Origin of the sequence: Aliifodinibius sp. S!AR15-10 (assembly GCF_031569985.1) — a bacterium.
Classification (GTDB): Bacteria; Bacteroidota; Rhodothermia; order Balneolales; family Balneolaceae; genus JAMQKA01.
The window spans coordinates 37,353-59,089 of sequence record NZ_JAMQKA010000039.1 but is presented as its reverse complement, the minus strand read 5'-3'; the positions used below and the strand labels follow the sequence as shown (position 1 = coordinate 59,089).

Below are 21,737 nucleotides of genomic sequence, written 5' to 3'. Positions count from 1 at the left end.
TCGGGGACGTATACCAAAAATAGCTCTTTAAGCTGGTTCGTTTTCTAGGTCACCCCGACAGCTCCAGTCTGTTACTTGTCCCTTCAATATAGAACGTTTTACTAACGGGAATCTAAAGGTTCGTTTTGGGCCAAGCCAAAATGAACACCCCATTGGAGAGATTCGCTTCACAACCATGAATCGATTGAGTCACCCAGAAGAAATGCAAGATAAATGCTGGATATGGGAAATAACCTTGCATTTAATTCGCAATAATGATCTTATAAGTCATTGATGCAAAATCAATTAAAGCTTTCGTGAGCAAGCCTTACTTAGCTCAGGATTACACTATTCCCCTCTTCCGTTACACTGGATGTTGTCAAAATGGATACCAGTTCAAAAAAGATTCATTATGAACAGTATTCGGTCCCCTCTTAACAAGTGAAGAGGATTAGAATATTCCTGCCTTCGGCCTGAACCATTTTTAATCTTTCAGGTGATAAGAAGCAGGAATTATTCTTTTTCCCCATATAATCTAATCCCTTATTTCATTCACTACTAGTTCCCCCAGCTCTTGACTGAGTTGGGGGATTTTATTTCCGTTGCATGTAATATTTATTCCCGCCTCTACAACCCTGAATTCGAACAGGAAAAGTTTTTTTAAAAAGATTCATTATCAACGGAATTCGGCTCCCTCTTACCCAGTGAAGAAAGGAATTGAAAGAACCATATATAGAAATAAATACACTGCTTTGTCTAAATCCGAACAAAATATCGAGAAATTACTTGTAGATGATTCGTTTGTCCGGTGGATCCAGGGAGAGGCCGATGAGGCTGAAGAAAAGAAATGGCTAGATTGGCTTCGGGAGGATTCGGCGCGCTTTGGTTTAGTAAAAGAAGCTCGTCGTATGTACACATCGCTAAGCTTTGAGGAAGAGATTCCAGAAACCATAAGCGAATTAAACAGGCTTCGTGATGCAGTAGAGAAATATGAGTCCACCAAAAATAAATTTCTGAGAGTACATGAGTTTCCCGGGAAACAAAATGCTTACACCGGCCTGTGGGCTAGTGCAGCCGCTATTTTGATTCTCCTGGTTTCGGTACTCATTGTGGTGCAAACCGTTGGGTGGGATACCAGCCCAAAAAGGTCAAAATCGACCAAGCCAGTTTATAGCACTGCAAGTACAGAATACGGGCAGATTCGAACCCTCACCCTGTGGGATGGTTCCAGGGTGGTGTTGAGTGCCAATTCCCGGCTTACTTATCCTGAGAATTATAGAGGTGGAGATCTGGACGTACAGCTGGAAGGGGAGGCATACTTCTCAATTGTTCATGAAGCGGGAGAAGATAGCCGGACTTTTACTGTGCAAACATCGGAAGGGGAGGTTACAGTACTGGGTACCAAGTTCAATGTGAGTACCCGAACAGAAGAGACTGAAGTTGTGCTCGAAGATGGAAAGGTGCATTTGGAGATGTCGGATACCCTGAGTGCAGTTAAGTCGACCTACAGTTACACAATGAAGCCAGGCGAAAGGGCGTTGTTTTCTCCTCGGCGAAAAGGAATAAATGTTCAAGCCACTGATCCTTCCCTGTTTACGACATGGCGGAATTTGGAGTTTAAATTTCACAACACACCACTTGAAGAGATTGCCGATCGTGTAAAGGAATTTTATGGGGTAGAGGTGGAATTTCGTAACGAGCAACTCAAGGATGTAGAATTTTCGGGTTCAGTAACCAATAAGAATTTTGAAGTGCTTTTGCACGGGTTGCGGACCCTGCTTGGAATGCCAATTACCAACGAAAATGACACGATTATCTTCGGTAAATAACAAATATAGTGGACGAAGTTATACCTCATTCAATAAATACTAAACCAAAATTTGAGATGAATGATATGGATGTGATACACAAAAAAGGGATACTGATGCTTCTCTTTGCAGTTATTGTGCCAATGGTTGTATCGGCTCAGGAAATAATTGTGAAAGATGTGATTATGGCAAAGGGTGAACAGTTAAGTACTGTGGAAAGTCAAAAAGTTCCCCTTTATGAGGAGCTTCAAAAAATTGAGCACAAGTATGATGTTCAAATTTTTTATATGAGCAAGGCTGTCAATGGGAAATATGTCCACAAGGCAGAAACTCATTTGGATCAAGAAGGTGCTGAGCCTTGGTTAAACAGTATGTTAGAGCCGCTCAATATGAAATTTCGAAAGCTGGCCGAGAGCAGTTATGTAGTAATGGAAAAAAAGAGCGTAGACCAGCCAAAAGTTTTAGAAACTGTAGAAGGCACTATTACCGATGCCCAGACAGATGATGTGTTGCCGGGTGTGAATATTGCAATTAAAGGAACCTCGAGTGGTACGTCCAGTAATGCTGACGGTGAATTTTCATTGAATGTTCCCTCCCTTAGTGATACGCTCATATTTTCTTTTATAGGGTATGAAACAACTGAGGTGCCAATTCAGGGGCGCACTCAAATTGATGTTGTAATGCAGCCTACAACAATAACGGGTGAGGAGCTTGTAGTTGTAGGATATGGGACGCAGCGTAAAGAGAGTATTGTTGCCGGTGTTTCCACAGTTTCAGAACAGGATCTGGAGAGGGCAGGCGATGTGCCCAATTTGGGAATGGCGTTAACGGGTAAGCTGCCCGGTGTTGTTACAGTTAGTAGTACAGGTTTGCCCGGAGATGAAGATCCACAAATTTTTATCCGTGGTCAAAGTACCTGGCAGGACTCCTCTCCACTTATTTTGGTAGATGGGATTGAGCGCCCGATTAGTAATGTTGATATGAGTTCAGTGGAATCCGTAACCGTGTTGAAGGATGCATCGGCAACAGCCGTTTATGGTGTGCGGGGGGCAAACGGAGTTATCCTGATTCAAACCAAAAGTGGATATGAGGGTCAGGTTGAAATTTCGGGCAGCTTTAAAAGTACCCTTAAAGCACCCTCAAGGTTGCCTAGCATAAAAGATGCCTATGAAACCCTTAAGCTGCGTAATAAGGCCATTGAATATGAGTTGACTGCACCGGGTGCAAATTGGGGTGAATATTACAATCCGGATTTTGTCGATCATTATCAGAAACCGCAAACGCCCGAGGAACAGGTCCGCTATGCAAATGTCGATTGGGATAACGTGCTGTTCAGGGATGTCACCCAATCCTATGATGCGAACCTGAATGTGAGAGGTGGTTCTGAATTTGTGAACTTTTTTGCCAGTGCCAATTACCTTAATGAGGGCGATCTTTTCAAAGAATTTGAGAATAATCGTGGATACCAGCCGGGGTTTGGATTTCAGCGGTTGAATGCACGTACCAATTTAGATTTTCAAATTAGTCCTTCTACCGAGCTTAAAGCAAAAATTTCTGGCTCGTATGGCGTTCGAAAAAGACCCTGGGGCTTTTCAGGGGGAGATTATGGTTTCTGGGTAGCCGCCTATAGTGCCTCACCCACTCAGTATTTACCCCGGTATCCCGATGGTTCATATGGATTTAATCCGAATGAAACCGGGGGGAGTAGTAACTCCTTGCAAACGTTGGCATTAAGTGGAATTGAAAGGTCAACCAATACCCAGCTGACCACCAATTTCGAGCTGGATCAAGACCTGGATATGTTGGTGGAAGGATTGAATTTTAATGGCCAGATTGCTGTGGATAACACTTTTATTGAAGCCAGCCGGGGGATTAATGACTTATTTAATGCCGCCCGAAATAAATATGTCAATCCTATAAGTGGCGAGGTCACGTATGAGCCGCTTTACGATTCTGGTACGAGGTTCGATTTCCAGTCTGGTGAGTTGTGGAGCACTGATGGAGGTTCTGTGCAGAATGGTGCGACATATCGCAGGGTGTATTATCAACTGCAACTCAACTATGATTTTACGCTGGGGGAAAAGCATAATTTCAGCGAGATGGGACTCTTCAACCGTACACAAAATGCTACGGGTAGTATTATTCCCCATGCACGGGAAAATTGGGTGTTCCGAACTACTTATAACTACGACCAGAGATATATACTCGAATACAACGGTTCGTATAACGGCTCGGAAAAATTTGATGAGGATTTCCGGTTTGGATTCTTTTCTTCTGGAGGTATCGGATGGAATATTCATAATGAAAATTTCATGAGCTCGCTTGATTTTCTGGATAATCTCAAGCTGCGGGCCTCTTATGGTAAGATTGGTGATGACAATACAACCGGCCGCTGGCTTTACAGGACAGAATGGGCTTATGGAGGGCAGGCGCCGCTGGGTACGAGAGGTTGGTTTGCACCAGAAAGTCCATATACCTGGTATAAAGTAGAGTCTCTGGGTAACTCTGACGTGCACTGGGCCACGGTAACAAAAGCCAATATAGGCCTTGATTTTGGCTTCCTGGACGGGTTGGTATCCGGTACTGTGGATATTTTCAGAGATAGACGGGAAGACATCATTATCTCCAGTAACGATAGAGCTATCCCCTCTTATTTCGGTCAGACAGCTCCCGCAGCCAATTTGGGAGAGGTAAAAAACCAGGGGTATGAAATAACACTTAATCTGGATCATAGATTCGGGAATGGGTTGCGCCTGTGGACAGAAATGAATTATACGCATGCTCAAAATGAAGTCATCGAGCGGGATGACCCCGAATTGTTGCCAGAGTATCAAAAGCAGGAAGGGTATGCTGTTGGCCAGGCCAGGAGTCACATAGATAATGGTTTTTATGATTCGTGGGACGAGCTTTACGCAACCACACCTTTTAACACGAATGATGCCAGTAAACTACCAGGTGGAAAATATATAGTCGATTTCAATTCGGATGGGGTCATTGATTCTCAGGACAGCGTTCCGTATGGCTATTCCGGCACTCCGCAAAATACCTACAATGCAACAATTGGTTTTGATTGGGCTGGTTTTAGCGGGTTCGTACAGTTTTATGCAGTCAATAATGTGAACAGGTGGATTAATTTTGGAAGCCTGGGTGGAAATGAGTTGGCATACACTGTAGACGGAGGGTACTGGAGCATGGACAATACTGGTGCAGAAACTGTAATGCCTCGCTGGAATACCAGTACCAGTGGCTATTCTGATGGGTCCGGATGGATGTATGATGGCTCCTACTTGCGGTTAAAGAATGCTCAAATCGGGTATACTTTTGATTCTAACTCCGGCGTAGCAAAAAGCCTGGGCGTAAGTAGCCTCAGGATTTATGCGAATGGCAATAATCTCTTGGTGTGGACCGATATGCCGGATGACAGAGAATCCAACTTTGCGGGTGGAGGTGTGCCCAGCCAGGGGGCCTATCCAACGGTAAAACGGTATAACTTTGGTGTTAATATTAATTTCTAACTTTTGTCTCATGAATACGATGAAATATATTTTTTTGGGTTTCAGTATTCTTTTTTGTGCTGTAGTGCTGGTATCATGTGAGGATTTCCTCACCAAATCGCCGGAATCCAATATCTCTGAAGAAGAGGCTTTTGAAAATTTTGCCAACTTTCAGGGCTATGTTGAAGAACTCTACAGCACCATTCCTGATTTTACAAATGCATATTGGACGAATAATTGGAATTGGGGTGATGATGTTGTTACAAGCGAGGACATGAATTACCACGTCGTGGATATGTTTGACGACGGTAATTTTTGGGGATGGCAATCCGAGCATAACGGTTGGAATACCTCTTGGATGGATGCTGCTCAAAACGCCGACCCGTCCAGCGGAAATCGCCATGACCATGAGCTTTGGAACCATGGTTGGTACGGCTTACGCAAGGCAAATGTTGGGCTTAACAACCTGGATAAGTTTCAAGGCACGGAACAGGAAAAGGACCTGATTGAAGGTCAGTTGCTCTTTTTCAGGGGATGGTATCACTTCCAGTTTATGCAGTACTTTGGAGGGTTACCCTATATGAGTGAGCCTCTTCCCGCCGATGCACAGTTTGATCAAACGAGGCTTGATTACCAGGCTCTGGCCGATAGTGTAGCGCAGGATTTTCGAAGAGCCGCCGATTTATTGCCGGTCGACTGGAATGATACAGCTCCAGGGGCACGCACATCCGGAAATAATGAGTTGCGCATCAATAAGGTCATGGCCTTGGCGTACTTGGGTAAGGACCTGCTCTGGGCTGCAAGCCCCCTGATGAATAATGGCTCTGACGAGAATGCCGGGAGCTACAACCAAGAGTTTGCACAAAGGTCTGCCGATGCGTTCGGTGAACTGTTGAATCTTGTCGAGTCAGGTCAGGCCAATTATGAGCTCGTTGATTTCTCTGAATTTCATACGCTGTTCTATACAACGGGTCAGAATTGGCAAATGCCAGGAGGCAACGAGGCCATTTTTCGGGGACCGTATTGGGATGCAAACGGATCAAATTGGGGGACAAGTAAGCAGTATATGCCAACAGTGATAGGCGATGGCAGTAATATCTATCCGACTGCTAATTATGCGGAAAATTTTGGCATGGCTAATGGGCTGCCCCTTGATGCCCAGGGGTCAGGATATTCAGAGTCACATCCCTGGCAAGATCGGGATCCCCGTTTTTATAAAACATTCGTCTATGATGGGCTACAGGTGGTGCAGGGAACCATGCCTGGTAATGAAGAACAAAATCGCTATGCCAACCTATTCACGGGTGGCAACTATAGATTTGCCAACGGTAACAGTCCGGGAGGAAGCCAAACGGGGTACGTCTTGAGAAAATTTATCCCATTGACAGCCAATAAATATGACAATGGATACAGTTTCGGTGCCAACTTAAATGTTCATCTTCCCTGGATGCGGTTAGCCGAGGTCTATATCATGTATGCCGAAGCTGCTGCAGTAGCCAATCAATCTGCTACCGGATCTGTCGGTAATTTTAATATGACAGCCGAAGAAGCTATAAACAAGGTGCGCGACCGGGCCGGTGTACCTCCCGTCGACAGTCGATATTTGGACGATGTTAATGATTTCCTGGGTGAAGTAAGGCGAGAATGGGCTGTCGAATTGGCCTTTGAGAAACATCGTTTTACAAACCTACGCCGCTGGTTACTATTGACGGACGACCGTTATGCCAATAAAACAGCAATTCACTTCGACCGCGCCCCTGGTTTTGACCCTGATAATCCCAGGGATAATGAGGTATTGAACCTGCGAGAAGAGGTTATTGTAGAGCGTAACTATAGCCAACGTCACTACTGGTTGCCTTTGAAAAGGGCGGACGTAAATATCAGTAGTAGCTTTACACAAAATCCCGGGTGGTAATATTTACTTATGGAGTTTAAAAAATTACACGAGTTAAAAGACGTAGAAATGATGAAATATTTACGATTCAAAATAGTACTGTGTACTGTGATTTTCCTTCTCCCGGCCACATTAATTGCTCAGGATGCTGGTAGTGGGAATCTTGAACAGTCGGTTGAAGATTCCGTTGCAAACGAAGGGGATAGTTTTAGGACGGTAGGTTCCACTACTGTACAAACTGCCTTCCGTAAAGTTCCTGATGAGGATCTCATGGGAGGTATCTCGGTAGTTGATGTGCCGGGGATAATGGAAAAAAACTATATGACCTTTAGCCTGGAAAACATGCAGGCCTTTGTTGGTGGGTTTAACGGCAGCATGTGGGGAATGGGCAACTACTTAGTATTGGTAGATGGAATACCCCGCGACCCTGCAAGTATAAATCCAGCTGCAATAAAGCAGATAAGTTTTCTTAAGGGAATTTCCGCCAATGTGCTGTATGGAAGCCGGGCAGCCAATGGTGTTATCTACATCACCACCAAAAGAGGAGGCAATCATGACCTCCGGATCAACGGCCGGGTTGATGGTGGCATAAATGTGCCTATCAGGTATCCCAATTATTTGGGCTCCGCGGAGTATATGACCCTGTATAATGAGGCACGTCAAAATGATGGATTGTCACAATTGTACAGTATGGAGAGCATTTACAGACATTCTACTGGTGAGGATCCGTACCGGTACCCCGATGTAGACTATTATTCCCCGCAATACCTGAAAGAGTTCACGAATCGCTATCATGGCAATGTGGAAATTTCCGGGGGAAGCGAGACAGCCCGTTATTATACCAACATAAATTTTGCCTCATCAGGTTCGCTATTGGACTTTGGGGAAGCAAAAGATATCAGGGGCAATAACTTCAATATTCGCGGGAATGTCGACTTCGAATTGAATGAGAATATTACTGCATCAGTAGGTGCCGGCGTTATTTATGATGACCAGAACGGGGTAAATACCAACTTTTGGGGAGAAGCTGCCTCACTTCGCCCACATCGATATACCCCGCTTATCCCGATAAGTATGTTTGTGGAAAACAACCCGAATCTGCAGCAAATGGTCGAAACCAGTAATTACGTGATAAATGATGAGTACCTTTTGGGAGGCAATCAGTTGGTTTCCTCAAATCCTATAGCGGGTATTTATGCGGGTGGAACAAGTGAATCGGTTGGTCGCCAATTCCAGTTTAACACGGCCCTTAATATGGACCTGAAGGGACTGTTGAAAGGATTAGAATTCCGCGGCCAGTTTGGGGTTGATTATCAGTCTTCATTTAACCAGGCATATAATAATGAATATGCTGTTTACGAGCCCAACTGGACTGCCTACAATGGGGAGAATCAGATTAGCAGCCTTGACCAATTTGGTGAGGATGCTAAAACGGGGGTTCAGAACGTGAGTTCCAGTGCATTTCAACAAACGCTGGCTTTTTCGGGACAATTTAATTACCGGCGCACGTTTGATGAGGATCATCAAATTTCGTCTATGTTGATTGCAAATGTGCACCAGATAACTAATTCTGGAGAGTATCACCGGACCGCCAACCTGAATTTAGGGGTGCAAATCGGGTATAATTATCAGCAAACGTATTATGTGGACTTCAGTGCCGCCGTACCACATTCGGCTAAACTGCCGGAGAGTAACCGCAGGGCATTCTCCCCTACGGCTACACTCGGGTGGAGAATTGGCCAGGAAGATTTCATGTCAGGTATCTCCGCAATAAACAATCTGAAACTGTACGTTTCCGGGGGGATTGTAAATACTGATATGCCTATACCGGGTTATTATTTGTATGAAAGCAATTATTCACAAGCGGATGGCGCATGGTTCGATTGGGCAGATGGCCTCTCCAGGGTAACTACACACTCCTACAGAGGGTCTAATCCTGACCTGACGTATGTTAAGCGTAAAGAGATAAATGCAGGTGTAGAGGGTTCGTTCTTCAATAACTTGCTTACGGTAAATGGATCGGTCTTTTTAAATAGAATGGATGGGGGAGTTATTCAGGCATCAGCCTTGTTTCCGAGTTACTTTTCTACCTTTTACCCCGAGAATTCATTCATTCCCTATGTCAATTATAACATTGATCAACGACGCGGTATTGATTTTAACGTCAGGATTAATGAAGAACTGGGGGGAATAGACTGGACCCTGGGTATGGCCGGAACCTATTTTGACAGCAAGGCAGTCAGACGAGCAGAAAATAACAAATATGCCTATCAGGATGCAGAAGGTACACCGCTTGATGGTATTTGGGGACTACAAAGCAGCGGACTTTTTATGAGCGAACAGGAGATAGCTGATCATGCTACGCAGCAATTCGGTACGGTACAGCCCGGTTACATTAAGTATGTAAATCAGAATTCAAACGATGACAATCTTGTAAATTCACAAGATCAAGTGTACCTCGGTAAGGCAGGATGGAATGGAGCCCCGATGGAATTTGGCGTGAACCTAACGGCACGATGGAACAATTTAACCGTTTTTGCCCTGGGTACCGGACAGTTTGGTGCGCATGGTGTTAAAAATGGGGATTACTACTGGGTAAACGGCGATGATAAATATTCGGCCGTTGTCCGTGATCGCTGGACCGAAGAAACCAAGAACACCGCATCGTATCCACGGCTTACAACCCAGAGCGGCAGCAATAATTACCGCACCTCCAGCTTCTGGATGTATAGTACCGACCGCGTTGACCTGGAAAAAGTACAGGTAACATATAATCTGCCGGAAAAAATACTGCAGAATTCATCTATCCGGCAATTGCAGGTATATGTGAGCGGAGCCAATCTACTCACAATTTCGCCAAACAGTGATATTATGGAGCTGAATGTTGGAGGGGCGCCACAAATCCGGTTCTATAACGTGGGAATTAAAGCGAATTTTTAACTAAGAATTAAATAAGAAAGAGATTATGTATAAGAGGATACTAGTATACTTGTTGCTCATACCTGCTGTTCTTCTTGTTAGCAGTTGCAGTGATGTTTTGAGTCCTGCTAATGAGAATATTAATGAGCTCGAAGATATGTACACTGATGCTTCCTACGCTGAGGGGTTCCTGTCTAATGCCTATAATCTGATGCCTGGCAATGGATGGACCTTCACGGATGTGGCTACGGATAATGCCGTTACCAATGATAACAGTAACGCTTTTCGACAGATGGCAACCGGTCAGTGGACAGCAGATAATTATCCGCTGAATGAATGGAGTGACAGCCGGGCTGGCATCCAATTTGTAAATATTATGATTGCAAATGCCGATTCTGTGCAATGGGCTGAAGACGAAGCAACCAGGGAGTTGTTTAGTCAGCGTATGAAGGGAGAAGCCTATGGTTTGCGCGCCTACTTTATGTACCATCTGCTGCGTAATCATGCAGGCTGGACCGGAGGCGACCAAGGTGGTCAGTTATTGGGGGTACCAATTGTGACGGAACCGCAGGACAAGGATTCGGACTTCCAGCAACCACGCAATACATTTGAAGAATGTATGCAGCAGATATACAGTGATGTTGAAAAAGCAAGAGAGCTTCTTCCCGTTGATTATGGCAATGTGAGCGACCCTTCTCAATTGCCAGAAGGTTATGGCGATGACGAAAACGATCTGGGTAGATTTAACCGCGTATTCGGTAATGATGGGAGACAGCGTATGAGCGGTCGTATTGCCATGGCCATAAAAGCCAAGGCCGCTTTGTTGGCTGCAAGTCCTGCCTACAGTGCTGGCACCAACACCAGCTGGGAGGACGCTGCCAACTACGCCGGTGAACTCCTTGCGCTCAACAATGGAGTTGCAGGGCTGGCTCCGGAAGGGGCGACCTGGTACGACAATGCATCACAGATTAGTAATTTGGGTTCCGGATCAAATCCCCCGGAGATGATATGGAGAGGCAATCTTGATGGAGGGAGCACAGGCTTGGAGCAACAACATTTTCCTCCCACGCTTTATGGTAACGGCTGGATGAACCCGACCCAGGATTTGGTAGATGCGTTTCCCATGCAAAATGGGTACCCGATAGGTCACCCGAATAGCAATTATGATTCTTCAAACCCCTATCAAGATCGTGTTCCACTCTTGGAAGAGTATATCTTGGTAAATGGAGGGACCGCAGGTGTGAATAGCACTCAAATCACCACGGCTGCAGACGGGAATACCAACGATGCTCTTAACGCGGTGGAAACCTCCACACGCACTGGCTACTACATGAAAAAGCTACTCCGCCAGGATGTAAACCTGGATCCTACAAGTACCAACTCCCAGGTGCACTATTACCCACGAATTCGCTACACAGAAATCTACCTTGCTTACGCAGAGGCTGCCAATGAAGCATGGGGACCTGATGGAATGGGTAATTTTAGCTTCTCCGCGCGTGGTGTAATTGAGGCTATAAGGGCGCGTCAGGGGATTACTAATGATCAGTATTTACAGAATGAAGTTGCTTCTACCGAGGATATGCGGGAACTCATCAGGAATGTACGCCGCATTGAGCTGGCATTTGAGAACTTCCGGTTCTGGGATCTGCGCCGGTGGAATATGGAACTGGCAGAGTCGGCTGATGGAGTCAGTATTTCTAACGGGAACCATAATATCATTACCGTTGAACCCAGGGATTATCAGCCCTACCAGCGGTTTGGACCGGTTCCGTACAACGAAGTTTTAAAATTTGGTTTAGAGCAAAATTATGGATGGTAGTACCTACAGGATGATATTTAACAACACTTTAATTAAAGGATTGGGAAAGATGAAAAGGAAGAGCCTTTTTGCCACGTTTTTAATGCTATCGGCAGTCTTGACGTTGACTTCATGTCAAAATGAAGGTTGGAATTTCCCGGATTATGAATACCAATCGGTGTATTTCGCCTACCAGTACCCGGTAAGGACCATCGTATTGGGGGAAAGTAAATTTGATAATGAACTGGATAATAATCATCAGTTTAAAGTCATGGCCACTACAGCGGGTGTTTATGAAAATGAGAACCACGTGATGGTTGATTTTGAGGTAGATGCGTCGATGATTAATGGCTTCCAGTTTAGCTCAAGTGGGAATCCGATTCAGGCTCTGCCCGACAATTATTACAACTTTACCGGAGACTCTGATCAATTGACTATCCCTAAAGGAGAATTGGCGGGGGGCATTACCGTGCAACTCACGGATGCATTTTTTGATGATCCGAATGCTTTTAACACAACCTATGTCCTGCCAATAAAAATGGTGGATGTTGCAAATGCTGATACCATTTTATCTGGTGACCCGAAAGATGCAGTAAGTAACCCAAGAAGGGGCGTTTCCGGGGACTGGGATGTTGTTCCCAAGGATTATACCTTCTATGCTGTGAAATATATAAACCGCCTGGATGGATTTTACTTGCGCAGGGGTGAAGACCTTTTTACAGGGCCAAACGGCAATACTGAGACCAGGGTACGACGGGCAGAACATGTTGTAAAGGATGAAGTCGTGGAGTTAAACACGCAGACGTTAACTCAGGTAGAATTTCCGATCGCTATTCAGGACAACCAGGGAAATGACATAAATGTTACGATTTTGCTCGATTTTGATGATCAGGGCAATATCACGGTTTCAGATAATGCCACCGATTATTCAGCAACCGGTAGTGGTACCTTCATAAACAAAAGCGAATCCACAGAAAGCTGGGGCGACAAAAGCCGTAATGCAATCTATCTCGATTATGAAATAGATTGGGATAGTTCGCAAAGATTTGTCGAAACGGCTGATACATTGGTATTACGAGACCGTGGAGTCGGAATGGAAACGTTTACTCCAGCACTCCAGTAATTTCATATTAATATACAGTAGAAGAAATATTATGAGACAGTTACATAAGGTAGGACTTTTTCTGGCGGCCTTAACAATCTTGGCTTCCTGCACTGAGGATAACCCGGCTAATTTTAATATGGAAAAGCCGCAAAGTATTGTCCTGCAGGATTCGATTGATAATGGGTACGACCTTTTGAAAAGCTATATTGGCTCAGATGCCAACTTTACGCTGGGGGCAGGAGTTTCCCTGTCGGCATATAATGAGCAAGGGGTAATATACCGGTTGGTAAACAGTAATTTCCAGGAAATTACGGCCGGTTACGGCATGAAGCATGGAGCCGTGGTCCAGGCGGACGGAAGCTTGGCGTTAGAAGGGGTGAACAATTTCCTGGCTGCTGCTGAAGAGGCTGGAATTTCAGTGTATGGTCATACCCTTGCCTGGCATGCTAACCAAAATGCTGAATATCTGAATAGTACGATTGCACCAACAGTAGTAGAGTCGGACGGGCCAACCTGGGACCTGGTTTCCGGCGCAGACTTTGAAACGGATGATGCATCAAATTATGAGTCTAATACTAATGCAATAACCTCGTTTACTGCTGATGGTGAAGGAGCTAACGGCGAAGGACGGGCATTGCAGATTATCAACGAAGAAGTGCGTGCAAACGAATGGGACAGCCAATTCTTTGTAACATTTAATCCGCATATGGAAGTTGGCGAGAAGTATAGGCTTACGATGGACGTCCGGGCCGATGACCAAGCCACTTTTGCAACGCAAGCCCATAATGAACCTTATCAATATATCTATTGGGACTTTTTTGGTTCCATTACCGCTACCACGGAATGGTCCACTTTTAGCGCGGAAATTACAGTAAGTGAAAACACGGCGGGGACAGGAACGGTAGCGTTTAATCTCGGTAATACAGCCACCACGTATTACTTTGATAACATAGAGATCAGGAAGTACAATGAGGATGGCGGCAAACAATATGAAGAAAAAACACCAGAAGAGAAGAAACAAATTCTTTCCGATGAACTGGAAAGATGGATTTCAGGGATGATGTCTAGTGCTTCTTATGTGGATGCCTGGGATGTCGTGAACGAACCGATAACGGATGGGAACCCAATGGCGGGAGAACAAGGATTTCAATTAAAAACAGCCGGTGAGAGCCCTCCTTCCGATCATTTTTTCTGGCAAGACTATATTGGTGAAGACTACGGAGTACAAGCCTTTCAGTTGGCCCGCGAGTATGGCGATGAAAATGATCTCTTGTTTATAAATGATTATAACTTGGAATACAACCTAGATAAATGTCGTGCTCTTATAAATTACATGGAGTATATAGAAGATAATGGCGCTACGGTTGATGGTATAGGAACACAAATGCATCTTAGCATTAATTCTGACAAAGAAAACATTGCAGAAATGTTTAGCTTGCTGGCGGAAACCGGTAAACTGGTTAAAGTATCTGAACTGGATATCGGACTTGGTGGTGTCACTACTGAAAATGCTACCGCCGAGCTCTACGAGCAGCAATCAGAAATGTATAAGTATGTAGTAGAGAAGTACTTTGAAATTATACCTGAGGAACAGCGCTATGGCATTACAGTGTGGAGTCCCCTCGACAGTCCGCAAGGTTCTTCATGGCGAGCCGGTGAACCGATAGGACTTTGGACGCTCGAATATGAGCGAAAAAGAGCCTACGCCGGTTTTGCTGTTGGGCTAATGAATGCATTGGGCAGCGATAATTAATAACGTATGTACTTGATTACCATCATTACATTTTCCCCCTAAAAGATCTGCATCCAATGTTCATTGGTTAGATCTTGCCTTATTGTTAGCGCGGGAATTATTCCCGCGCTAATAGTTTGGTATTTGTTACCAGGTCTGAATAATCTGGTTGAACCAATAAATACGCCGTCGTGTTATTATCAGGCACCCAAGCTATCTATTGCACAAGGGTATTTGACGGTAGTAGAAAGTATATTCTCATATAAAGATGCCGTGATGAACCTACTCTTTATCGACTAAAATAAATCCTACATGAAGCTTGGAAATCTATTTGGTCTCCTTTTTTTGCTTCTTCTGTTCTTGCATTGTTCTCCAGGATCGCGCAACGTTCAACGAGACTGGCACCATGAAAAGGGTTACCGCTGGGCCAAGCTGGAATTGCCTTGGCTGGGAGAAACGGGATTTGAGCAGTTATCAGATGAAGAAACCGGGATTGCCTTTGAAAATTACCTGGCAGAGAAAAGTTATGTTAAAAACCAGGTGCTGCTCAATGGGTCAGGTGTCACTGCCGGAGATGTAAACGGGGACAACTGGCCTGATCTGTATTTTACCCAAATCGATGGTCCCAACAAGCTCTATCTAAACGAAGGTAATTTCACATTTAGAGATATTACGGAATCCGCCGGAGTAGGGCTAAGTGGATATAAATCTGCTGGAACCGTATTTGCCGATGTGAATGGGGACCGGAACATGGATCTGTTGGTAACCACTTACCACCGCGGGACTATCTTGTTTCTAAATCAGGGGGGAGGCCATTTTACGCGCGACAAAAACAGCGGGCTGGATTCCACGGCTGTAGGGGGAACAACAATGAGCCTGGCCGATATTGAGAGAGATGGTGATCTGGATCTGTACATTACGCACTATAATAATAAAAGAGTAAGAGATCTTTATGCTCCGGCGGAACGTTCCGGGACTAATGTTGCGGTGAGAGAAGGAGATCACTATAACATAAAAGAGGAGTTTCGTGAATATTACACAAATATTCAGAGTGTCAAAGGACCCACGCTCCGGGAGAGAGGCACTATAGACGAGTTGTATTTGAATGAGGGCGGAATTGGCAATAGCTGGAAAGGATTTGAAAAGGTAGAAAACGTAAAGGACCATTTTTTAAATGAAAATGGGGAGCCGCTTGGTGTAGGCGAAGGGTGGGGACTTACGGCACGGTTTGAAGATATCAATGGAGACGGTCTTCCTGATCTGTATGTATGTAATGATTACTGGACGTTGGATCAGTTCTGGATAAACCAGGGCGATGGGATATTTAAAAAGATCGACCCGTTGAAATTTCGACATATGAGTCTTTCAGCTATGGGTGTGGCTGTCGGGGATGTGAATAATGACGGGAATTCCGATTTCTTTGTCTCAGATATGTTGAGTCCCGTTCACACCCGCCGTCTACGTCAAATTAAAAGTTTGGACCCATTCCCGGTTGAAGTGGGAGAAATTCGGAATCAACCTCAGTATACTCAGAATACACTTTATATTAACCGAGGTGATAACAGCTTTGTAGAAACAGCAAACTATAGCGGGGTGGAAGCCAGCGGCTGGTCGTGGGCCACCACATTTATGGATGCAGATTTGGATGGTTGGCAGGATCTTTTAATCACTACCGGATATTTATATGATGCGCAGGATCTGGATACCAGTGCTCGGTTGAGTCGTCGCAGCCAGGAGAAGCCCTACAATCTTGAGCAGTATCGAAGAGGAAAACTTGAATACCCACCCCTTAACCTTGTCAATAAGGCTTATAGAAATGAGGGCGGTCTTAAGTTCAGCGATGTGAGCAATTCGTGGGGATTTAACCAAGAGGATGTCTCCCAGGGAATGGCCCTTGCTGATCTAAACGGGGACGGGGCCTTGGATATAGTCACCAGCCGGATGAACGATTTGGCAGGGATTTATAAAAACACCAGCGAAGCTCCGCGAATCGGCGTTCGGCTGATTGGTTCTTCACCCAACACCCAGGCCATCGGGGCGCGGGTAACGCTGCAGGGAGAAAAACGCTTGCAAGCTAAACAAGTGGTTTCAGGTGGGAATTATATGTCGGGCTCCGACTCACAGTTAATGTTTGCAGCAAGCGGTGACAACCAGCATCAGGCATTACACATAACGTGGCCCGATGGCTCCAAAAGTATTATTGACAGCGTTAGGGCCAACCGAATCTATGAAATTTACCAGGATAGCATTGCTGCCCAAACCAATACATCGCCCCCATCGGCCCCGCCCAAGCCAGTATTTAAAGATGTGTCAGATCGAATCGATTTTACTGATCCAGAGAATGACTATAAAGATTACCAGCGTCAGCCTTTCATCCCTTTAAAACTAAGTCAGCTTGGGCCGGGGGTCGCCTGGCTTGATTATAACGGGGACAACCGGTTGGATCTGTTGCAGACCTCCGGGGAAGACGGTCAGTTGGAAGTCTTCAGGAATGAAGACGAGGGGCAATTTCGCAAGGATAATATTCCCGAGATGAAAGGGATACAGGAAGGTGACCAAACATCAGTAGTTGGCTGGCATACTAACAAGGGCACAAATATCGTGGTTGGGCGGTCATCCTACGAACAATCTACGCCTGGTGGACCATCGGCCTACCATTATCTGATCAATGACGGGCAGGTTATTGAAACTCAAGAGCTCCCGGACATTGGATCAAGCACTGGTCCACTTGCTGCGGCTGATTATAACAAGGACGGAACCATTGACCTGTTTGTGGGCGGACGCGTCATCCCGGGCAACTATCCCGAATCTGCCAGTTCGGCTCTATTCAGGCAGGAAGCTGGAGGGTTTGCCACAGATATTGCCAATACCAAGTTACTGCAGGATATCGGGATGGTCACCGGAGCAGTATTTATGGACTATAACGGCGATGACTGGCCGGACCTGTTGTTAAGTACCGAGTGGGGGAGTCTGAAACTCTTTGAAAACGAACGTGCCCAGTTCCGGGAGGTAACCCAAAAATTGGGATTAACCGATTACAAGGGCTGGTGGAATGGAATAGCTACTGGTGATTTTAATGGAGACGGTCGGCCGGACATTGTGGCTACCAACTGGGGAACCAACAGCCGCTATCAGCTTGTGGAGGGTCACCCATTGCGCATGTATTACGGCAACCTGGATGGCGATAGGGCTCCCGATATTATCCAGGCCAATTACAATACTGAAATGGGAGCCTATGTCCCCATCCGCCGGCTAAAGTTCTACTCGGGTTTTATGCCAATGTATTCAAACCTGCGTTCGTACCAGGATTATGCCGAATCTACTTTACATGATATCCTTGGCTCAAGGATACAGAATGCTCCTTATAAAGAAATAAATACCCTCCAGAGCATGGTGTTTATCAATGAGGGCGGACAGAAGTATGAGCCGCATCCTTTACCCGAAGCAGCACAGCTGACGGCCGGTTTTGGTGCAAGTGTGGGTGATTATAACAACGATGGCAACGAAGATATTTTTCTGGGCCAGAACTTTTTTGATCTACCCCCGGGCGATACCCGCCTGGACGGTGGCCGGGGATTGTGGCTTCGTGGGGGTGGTAGTGGACAATTCACGGCAGTTCCAGGTCAACGCAGCGGGGTAAAAATCTACGGCGAGCAGCAGGGAACCTCGCTAGGCGATTTCAACAATGACGGCCGGGTAGACTTGGTAGTAGCCCAGAATGGGAACCGTACCAAACTCTATCAGAACCAGGCAAACAAGCGAGGTCTCAGGATACAGCTGGTGGGACCACCGAATAACCTGGATGCGATTGGTGCTGGTATCCGGCTGGTGTATGAAAACGATCGGATGGGACCGGAACGGGTGATTCAAGCGGGTACAGGCTATTGGTCACAGAATAGTGCAGTACAGGTGATGGGATATCAGGGAGATACCCAACCGGAAGCAATAGCAATACGATGGCCCGACGGAAGCACCCAGAAGAGGCCTCTTCAGCCCAAAAAGTGGGATTACGTGATTACCCATGACAAGTCAAATGGTGCAAGTACACGTAAGTGAATAGCCCCGTACTAGTTGGCCTTGTTACCCTGTCAAGTAACTCCGTTGATAGGTTGTAAAAAGTAAATGCGGGATCAAATTAAAAAACGGGAAAGGCAATGACGCCGGTTCGCAGAGAAGTTTTTATTTACGGCAGACTTAAAAATAGAGATTAAATGAAACTTGTGATTAAAGTAAACATCAAACCTTTATTAACTGGGTACATTTTAACGGCAATCGCTTTTTTTCTACTTACTTCAATTACTGTAGGACAAGCCCAGACAAACAAGAAAAAGGCCGAGGGAAGTGAACCTGAATTATTATCGGAGGCCTATGAGGGTATGTTTAAAATAGGAGTTGCTTTAAACCGCTGGCAGATCGGGGAAGAAAATTCACAATCTACACCCCTCATTGCTAAACATTTCAATACTATAACGCCCGAAAACCTGATGAAGTGGTCGCGGATTCATCCCCAGCCCAATGAATATAGTTTTGAGGCCGCCGACCGCTTTGTTGAGTTTGGCGAAAAGCATGACATGTTTATCGTCGGACATACCCTGGTGTGGCATTCACAAATTCCCGATTGGACTTTTGAAGATGAGAATGGAGACGACCTTAGCCGCGAGGCTCTGCTGCAACGCATGAAAGATCATATTTCCACGGTGGTAGGTCGCTACAAGGGACGCGTTGATGCTTGGGATGTATTAAACGAAGCAGCGACCTGGTCAGATGGGTTGCGTAAATCAAAATGGCTCGAAATTATTGGCGAAGAATACATTAATAAAGCATTTGAATACGCCCATGAAGCGGATCCCGGGGCTGAATTGTATTACAACGATTACAACTTGTGGGCGCCCGATAAGCGGGAGACGGTGGTTAAGATGGTCAGGCGACTTCAGCAAAATGATGTACCAATCCACGGAGTGGGCATGCAGGCTCATTTAGGCCTGGATAGCCCATCACTTGATGATATTGAAGCGAGTATCAAGGCATTTTCCGAGTTAGGTGTAAAAGTGATGATCACGGAGCTGGATGTAAGTGTATTGCCCTCGCGAGATGACGTGAATGTAAGTTACAACCCTGATGAAGGTCAGGGATCATATGGTGACGTCCCGGAGGAGTTAAATCCCTACAAGGAGGAGTTATCCGATTCCGTTCAACAGCAACTCAGGGATCGATATGTGGAACTGTTTGAGCTGTTCAAAAAACACCAGGATAAAATTGATCGGGTCACATTTTGGGGATTGAATGACAGACAATCCTGGCTCAATAATTTCCCCATCCCAGGTAGAACGGACTATCCTCTGCTTTTCAACCGCAACAACGAGCCAAAACCGGCATTTCAGGGTGTTTTAGAAGGGGCGGGAAGAAAAGAAGGTATTAAATAATCTTTGCAAATTGCACTACAACCTTGATGAAGAATCATAGTATCGGGATATGCAGAGGTAATATAAGCTGTGTAGGTTGTCGGTTCGCCCCAAATGGTGCGAAACAAGATTGACGCTAACATACAACCAATGAAAAGATAAATTCATGAAATCGTATCTGATACGGACAATACTACTTATACTTCTGCTTCCATTTACACTATCTGCTACATCCCCGGCCGATTCTCTCAAGCCGCGTATCATTGTGTTGACCGACATCTCTCCCAACGATGTGGAGCCCGATGACATGGAGTCGATGATCCGGCTGTTTGTCCATGCCGACCTGTTTGAGATTGAAGGCTTGGTAGCCACTACCGGCTGGAGTAGCAGCGGCGGCAATGCCGATTGGGTACGCCTGATTCACGATGCGATTGATGGCTACGAGCAGGATCTGCCCAACCTGCGCAAACGGTCTGGGCAGGAAGAGTTTAATAAAGATGAAACTGAACAAAAGATCGGCTACTGGCCAAGCCCGGACTATTTGCGTTCACGAACCGTTGTGGGCAGCCAGGTAAGAGGGATGAAACATATCAGTGAAGGCAACAATTCACCCGGCAGCAACCTGATTATTGAAATGGCTGACCAGGGGGATAGTCGCCCGCTCTGGGTTCTTGTGTGGGGTGGCGGCAACACGCTGGCCCAGGCCATCTGGCAGGTACAGCAGGAGCGGACCGTCCGGCAGCTGGAGGCCTTTCTGGGCAAAATCCGCACTTATACCATTACCGATCAGGATCGCAGCTATAAAGATGGCACGCCCTACGATATCAGCTCCCATCAGTGGATGCGCCGGGAGTTCAAAAAGGATCTGTTTTTCATTTGGGATGAATGCGCGTGGAGATTTCAGAACGGTACTGGCCGGGAGAACTGGGACCAGTATGCCACCCATATTCAAGGCCACGGAACGTTTGGCAAAATTTATCCCAAGTATAAATACGGTGTAGAAGGAGATACACCCTCATTTCTGTATGTACTGCCAAATGGATTAAACAATTCTGAGCACCCCAGCTGGGGCGGTTGGGGCGGTTATTTTGAATGGGCGATGGGGCCGGATGAGGAAACCTATGCCTATACAAACCACAGCGATATGCAGGCGCATTCGGTATGCCGAGAGCAGCTGGAGCATTTCTACCCGGCTACCTTCAACAACTTTGTCGCCCGGATGGACTGGGCTGCAGAGGGAACCGGTAACCGTAATCCGATTGTGGTGGTCAACGGTGACCCTGGACTAAGCAATATCAAGCTTACACCTAAACCTGGAACCTCCGTTACCCTCGATGCTTCTGGAACGACCGATCCCGATGGAGACAATCTGACCTACTCATGGTGGATAATGTCGGCAGCGGAGACCTACCAGCAGGAAGTAACGCTAGCCGGTGCAAACTCTGAGCAGGCAACTGTGCAAGTTCCCGTCAATGCGGCCGGCAAGAGCTTCCACGTGATACTGGAGGTAACCGATAACGGAAGCCCGAATCTTACCAGTTATCGCAGAATCATAATTGAACCGGCCAAATAAATATTCGAAGTAGGAAACGGACCAAAATAAACA

At 45.9% G+C, this 21,737-nt stretch carries 10 protein-coding genes; all 10 read left to right on the top strand.

Annotated features, from left to right (window positions below):
• Positions 1 to 731 precede the first annotated feature (731 nt).
• The 10 genes from NC796_RS19740 to NC796_RS19695 all read left to right on the top strand — a co-directional run bounded on the left by NC796_RS19740 (position 732) and on the right by NC796_RS19695 (position 21,704).
• Complete coding sequence (locus NC796_RS19740) at positions 732 to 1,808, top strand: FecR domain-containing protein (protein ID WP_310687007.1); 1,077 nt, start codon at positions 732 to 734, stop codon at positions 1,806 to 1,808.
• Positions 1,809 to 1,864: 56 nt separating this feature from the next.
• Positions 1,865 to 5,302, top strand: coding sequence for a TonB-dependent receptor (locus NC796_RS19735; RefSeq protein WP_310687005.1), 3,438 nt, complete (start codon positions 1,865 to 1,867; stop codon positions 5,300 to 5,302).
• A gap of 10 nt (positions 5,303 to 5,312) precedes the next feature.
• Positions 5,313 to 7,196, top strand: a complete 1,884-nt coding sequence (locus NC796_RS19730) for a RagB/SusD family nutrient uptake outer membrane protein (protein ID WP_310687001.1) — start codon at positions 5,313 to 5,315, stop codon at positions 7,194 to 7,196.
• Between the two features lie 87 nt (positions 7,197 to 7,283).
• Positions 7,284 to 10,115: a SusC/RagA family TonB-linked outer membrane protein gene (locus NC796_RS19725; RefSeq protein ID WP_310686999.1), complete on the top strand. Its 2,832-nt coding sequence runs from the start codon at positions 7,284 to 7,286 to the stop codon at positions 10,113 to 10,115.
• A gap of 25 nt (positions 10,116 to 10,140) precedes the next feature.
• The gene (locus NC796_RS19720; RefSeq protein WP_310686989.1) at positions 10,141 to 11,913 is read left to right on the top strand and encodes a RagB/SusD family nutrient uptake outer membrane protein; all 1,773 of its coding nucleotides are present in this window, start codon (positions 10,141 to 10,143) and stop codon (positions 11,911 to 11,913) included.
• A gap of 49 nt (positions 11,914 to 11,962) precedes the next feature.
• A complete protein-coding gene (locus NC796_RS19715) occupies positions 11,963 to 13,015 on the top strand; it encodes a DUF5627 domain-containing protein (protein WP_310686983.1) in 1,053 nt (350 codons plus the stop codon).
• A 31-nt stretch (positions 13,016 to 13,046) separates the two neighbouring features.
• Positions 13,047 to 14,750: an endo-1,4-beta-xylanase gene (locus NC796_RS19710; protein ID WP_310686981.1), complete on the top strand. Its 1,704-nt coding sequence runs from the start codon at positions 13,047 to 13,049 to the stop codon at positions 14,748 to 14,750.
• A 291-nt stretch (positions 14,751 to 15,041) separates the two neighbouring features.
• Complete coding sequence (locus NC796_RS19705; RefSeq protein ID WP_310686980.1) at positions 15,042 to 18,785, top strand: FG-GAP-like repeat-containing protein; 3,744 nt, start codon at positions 15,042 to 15,044, stop codon at positions 18,783 to 18,785.
• A 155-nt stretch (positions 18,786 to 18,940) separates the two neighbouring features.
• The gene (locus NC796_RS19700; protein ID WP_310686978.1) at positions 18,941 to 20,152 is read left to right on the top strand and encodes an endo-1,4-beta-xylanase; all 1,212 of its coding nucleotides are present in this window, start codon (positions 18,941 to 18,943) and stop codon (positions 20,150 to 20,152) included.
• Positions 20,153 to 20,297: 145 nt separating this feature from the next.
• Positions 20,298 to 21,704 carry a nucleoside hydrolase-like domain-containing protein gene (locus NC796_RS19695; RefSeq protein ID WP_310686977.1) on the top strand — a complete coding sequence of 469 codons (1,407 nt, stop codon included), beginning with the start codon at positions 20,298 to 20,300 and terminating at the stop codon, positions 21,702 to 21,704.
• Positions 21,705 to 21,737 lie beyond the last annotated feature (33 nt).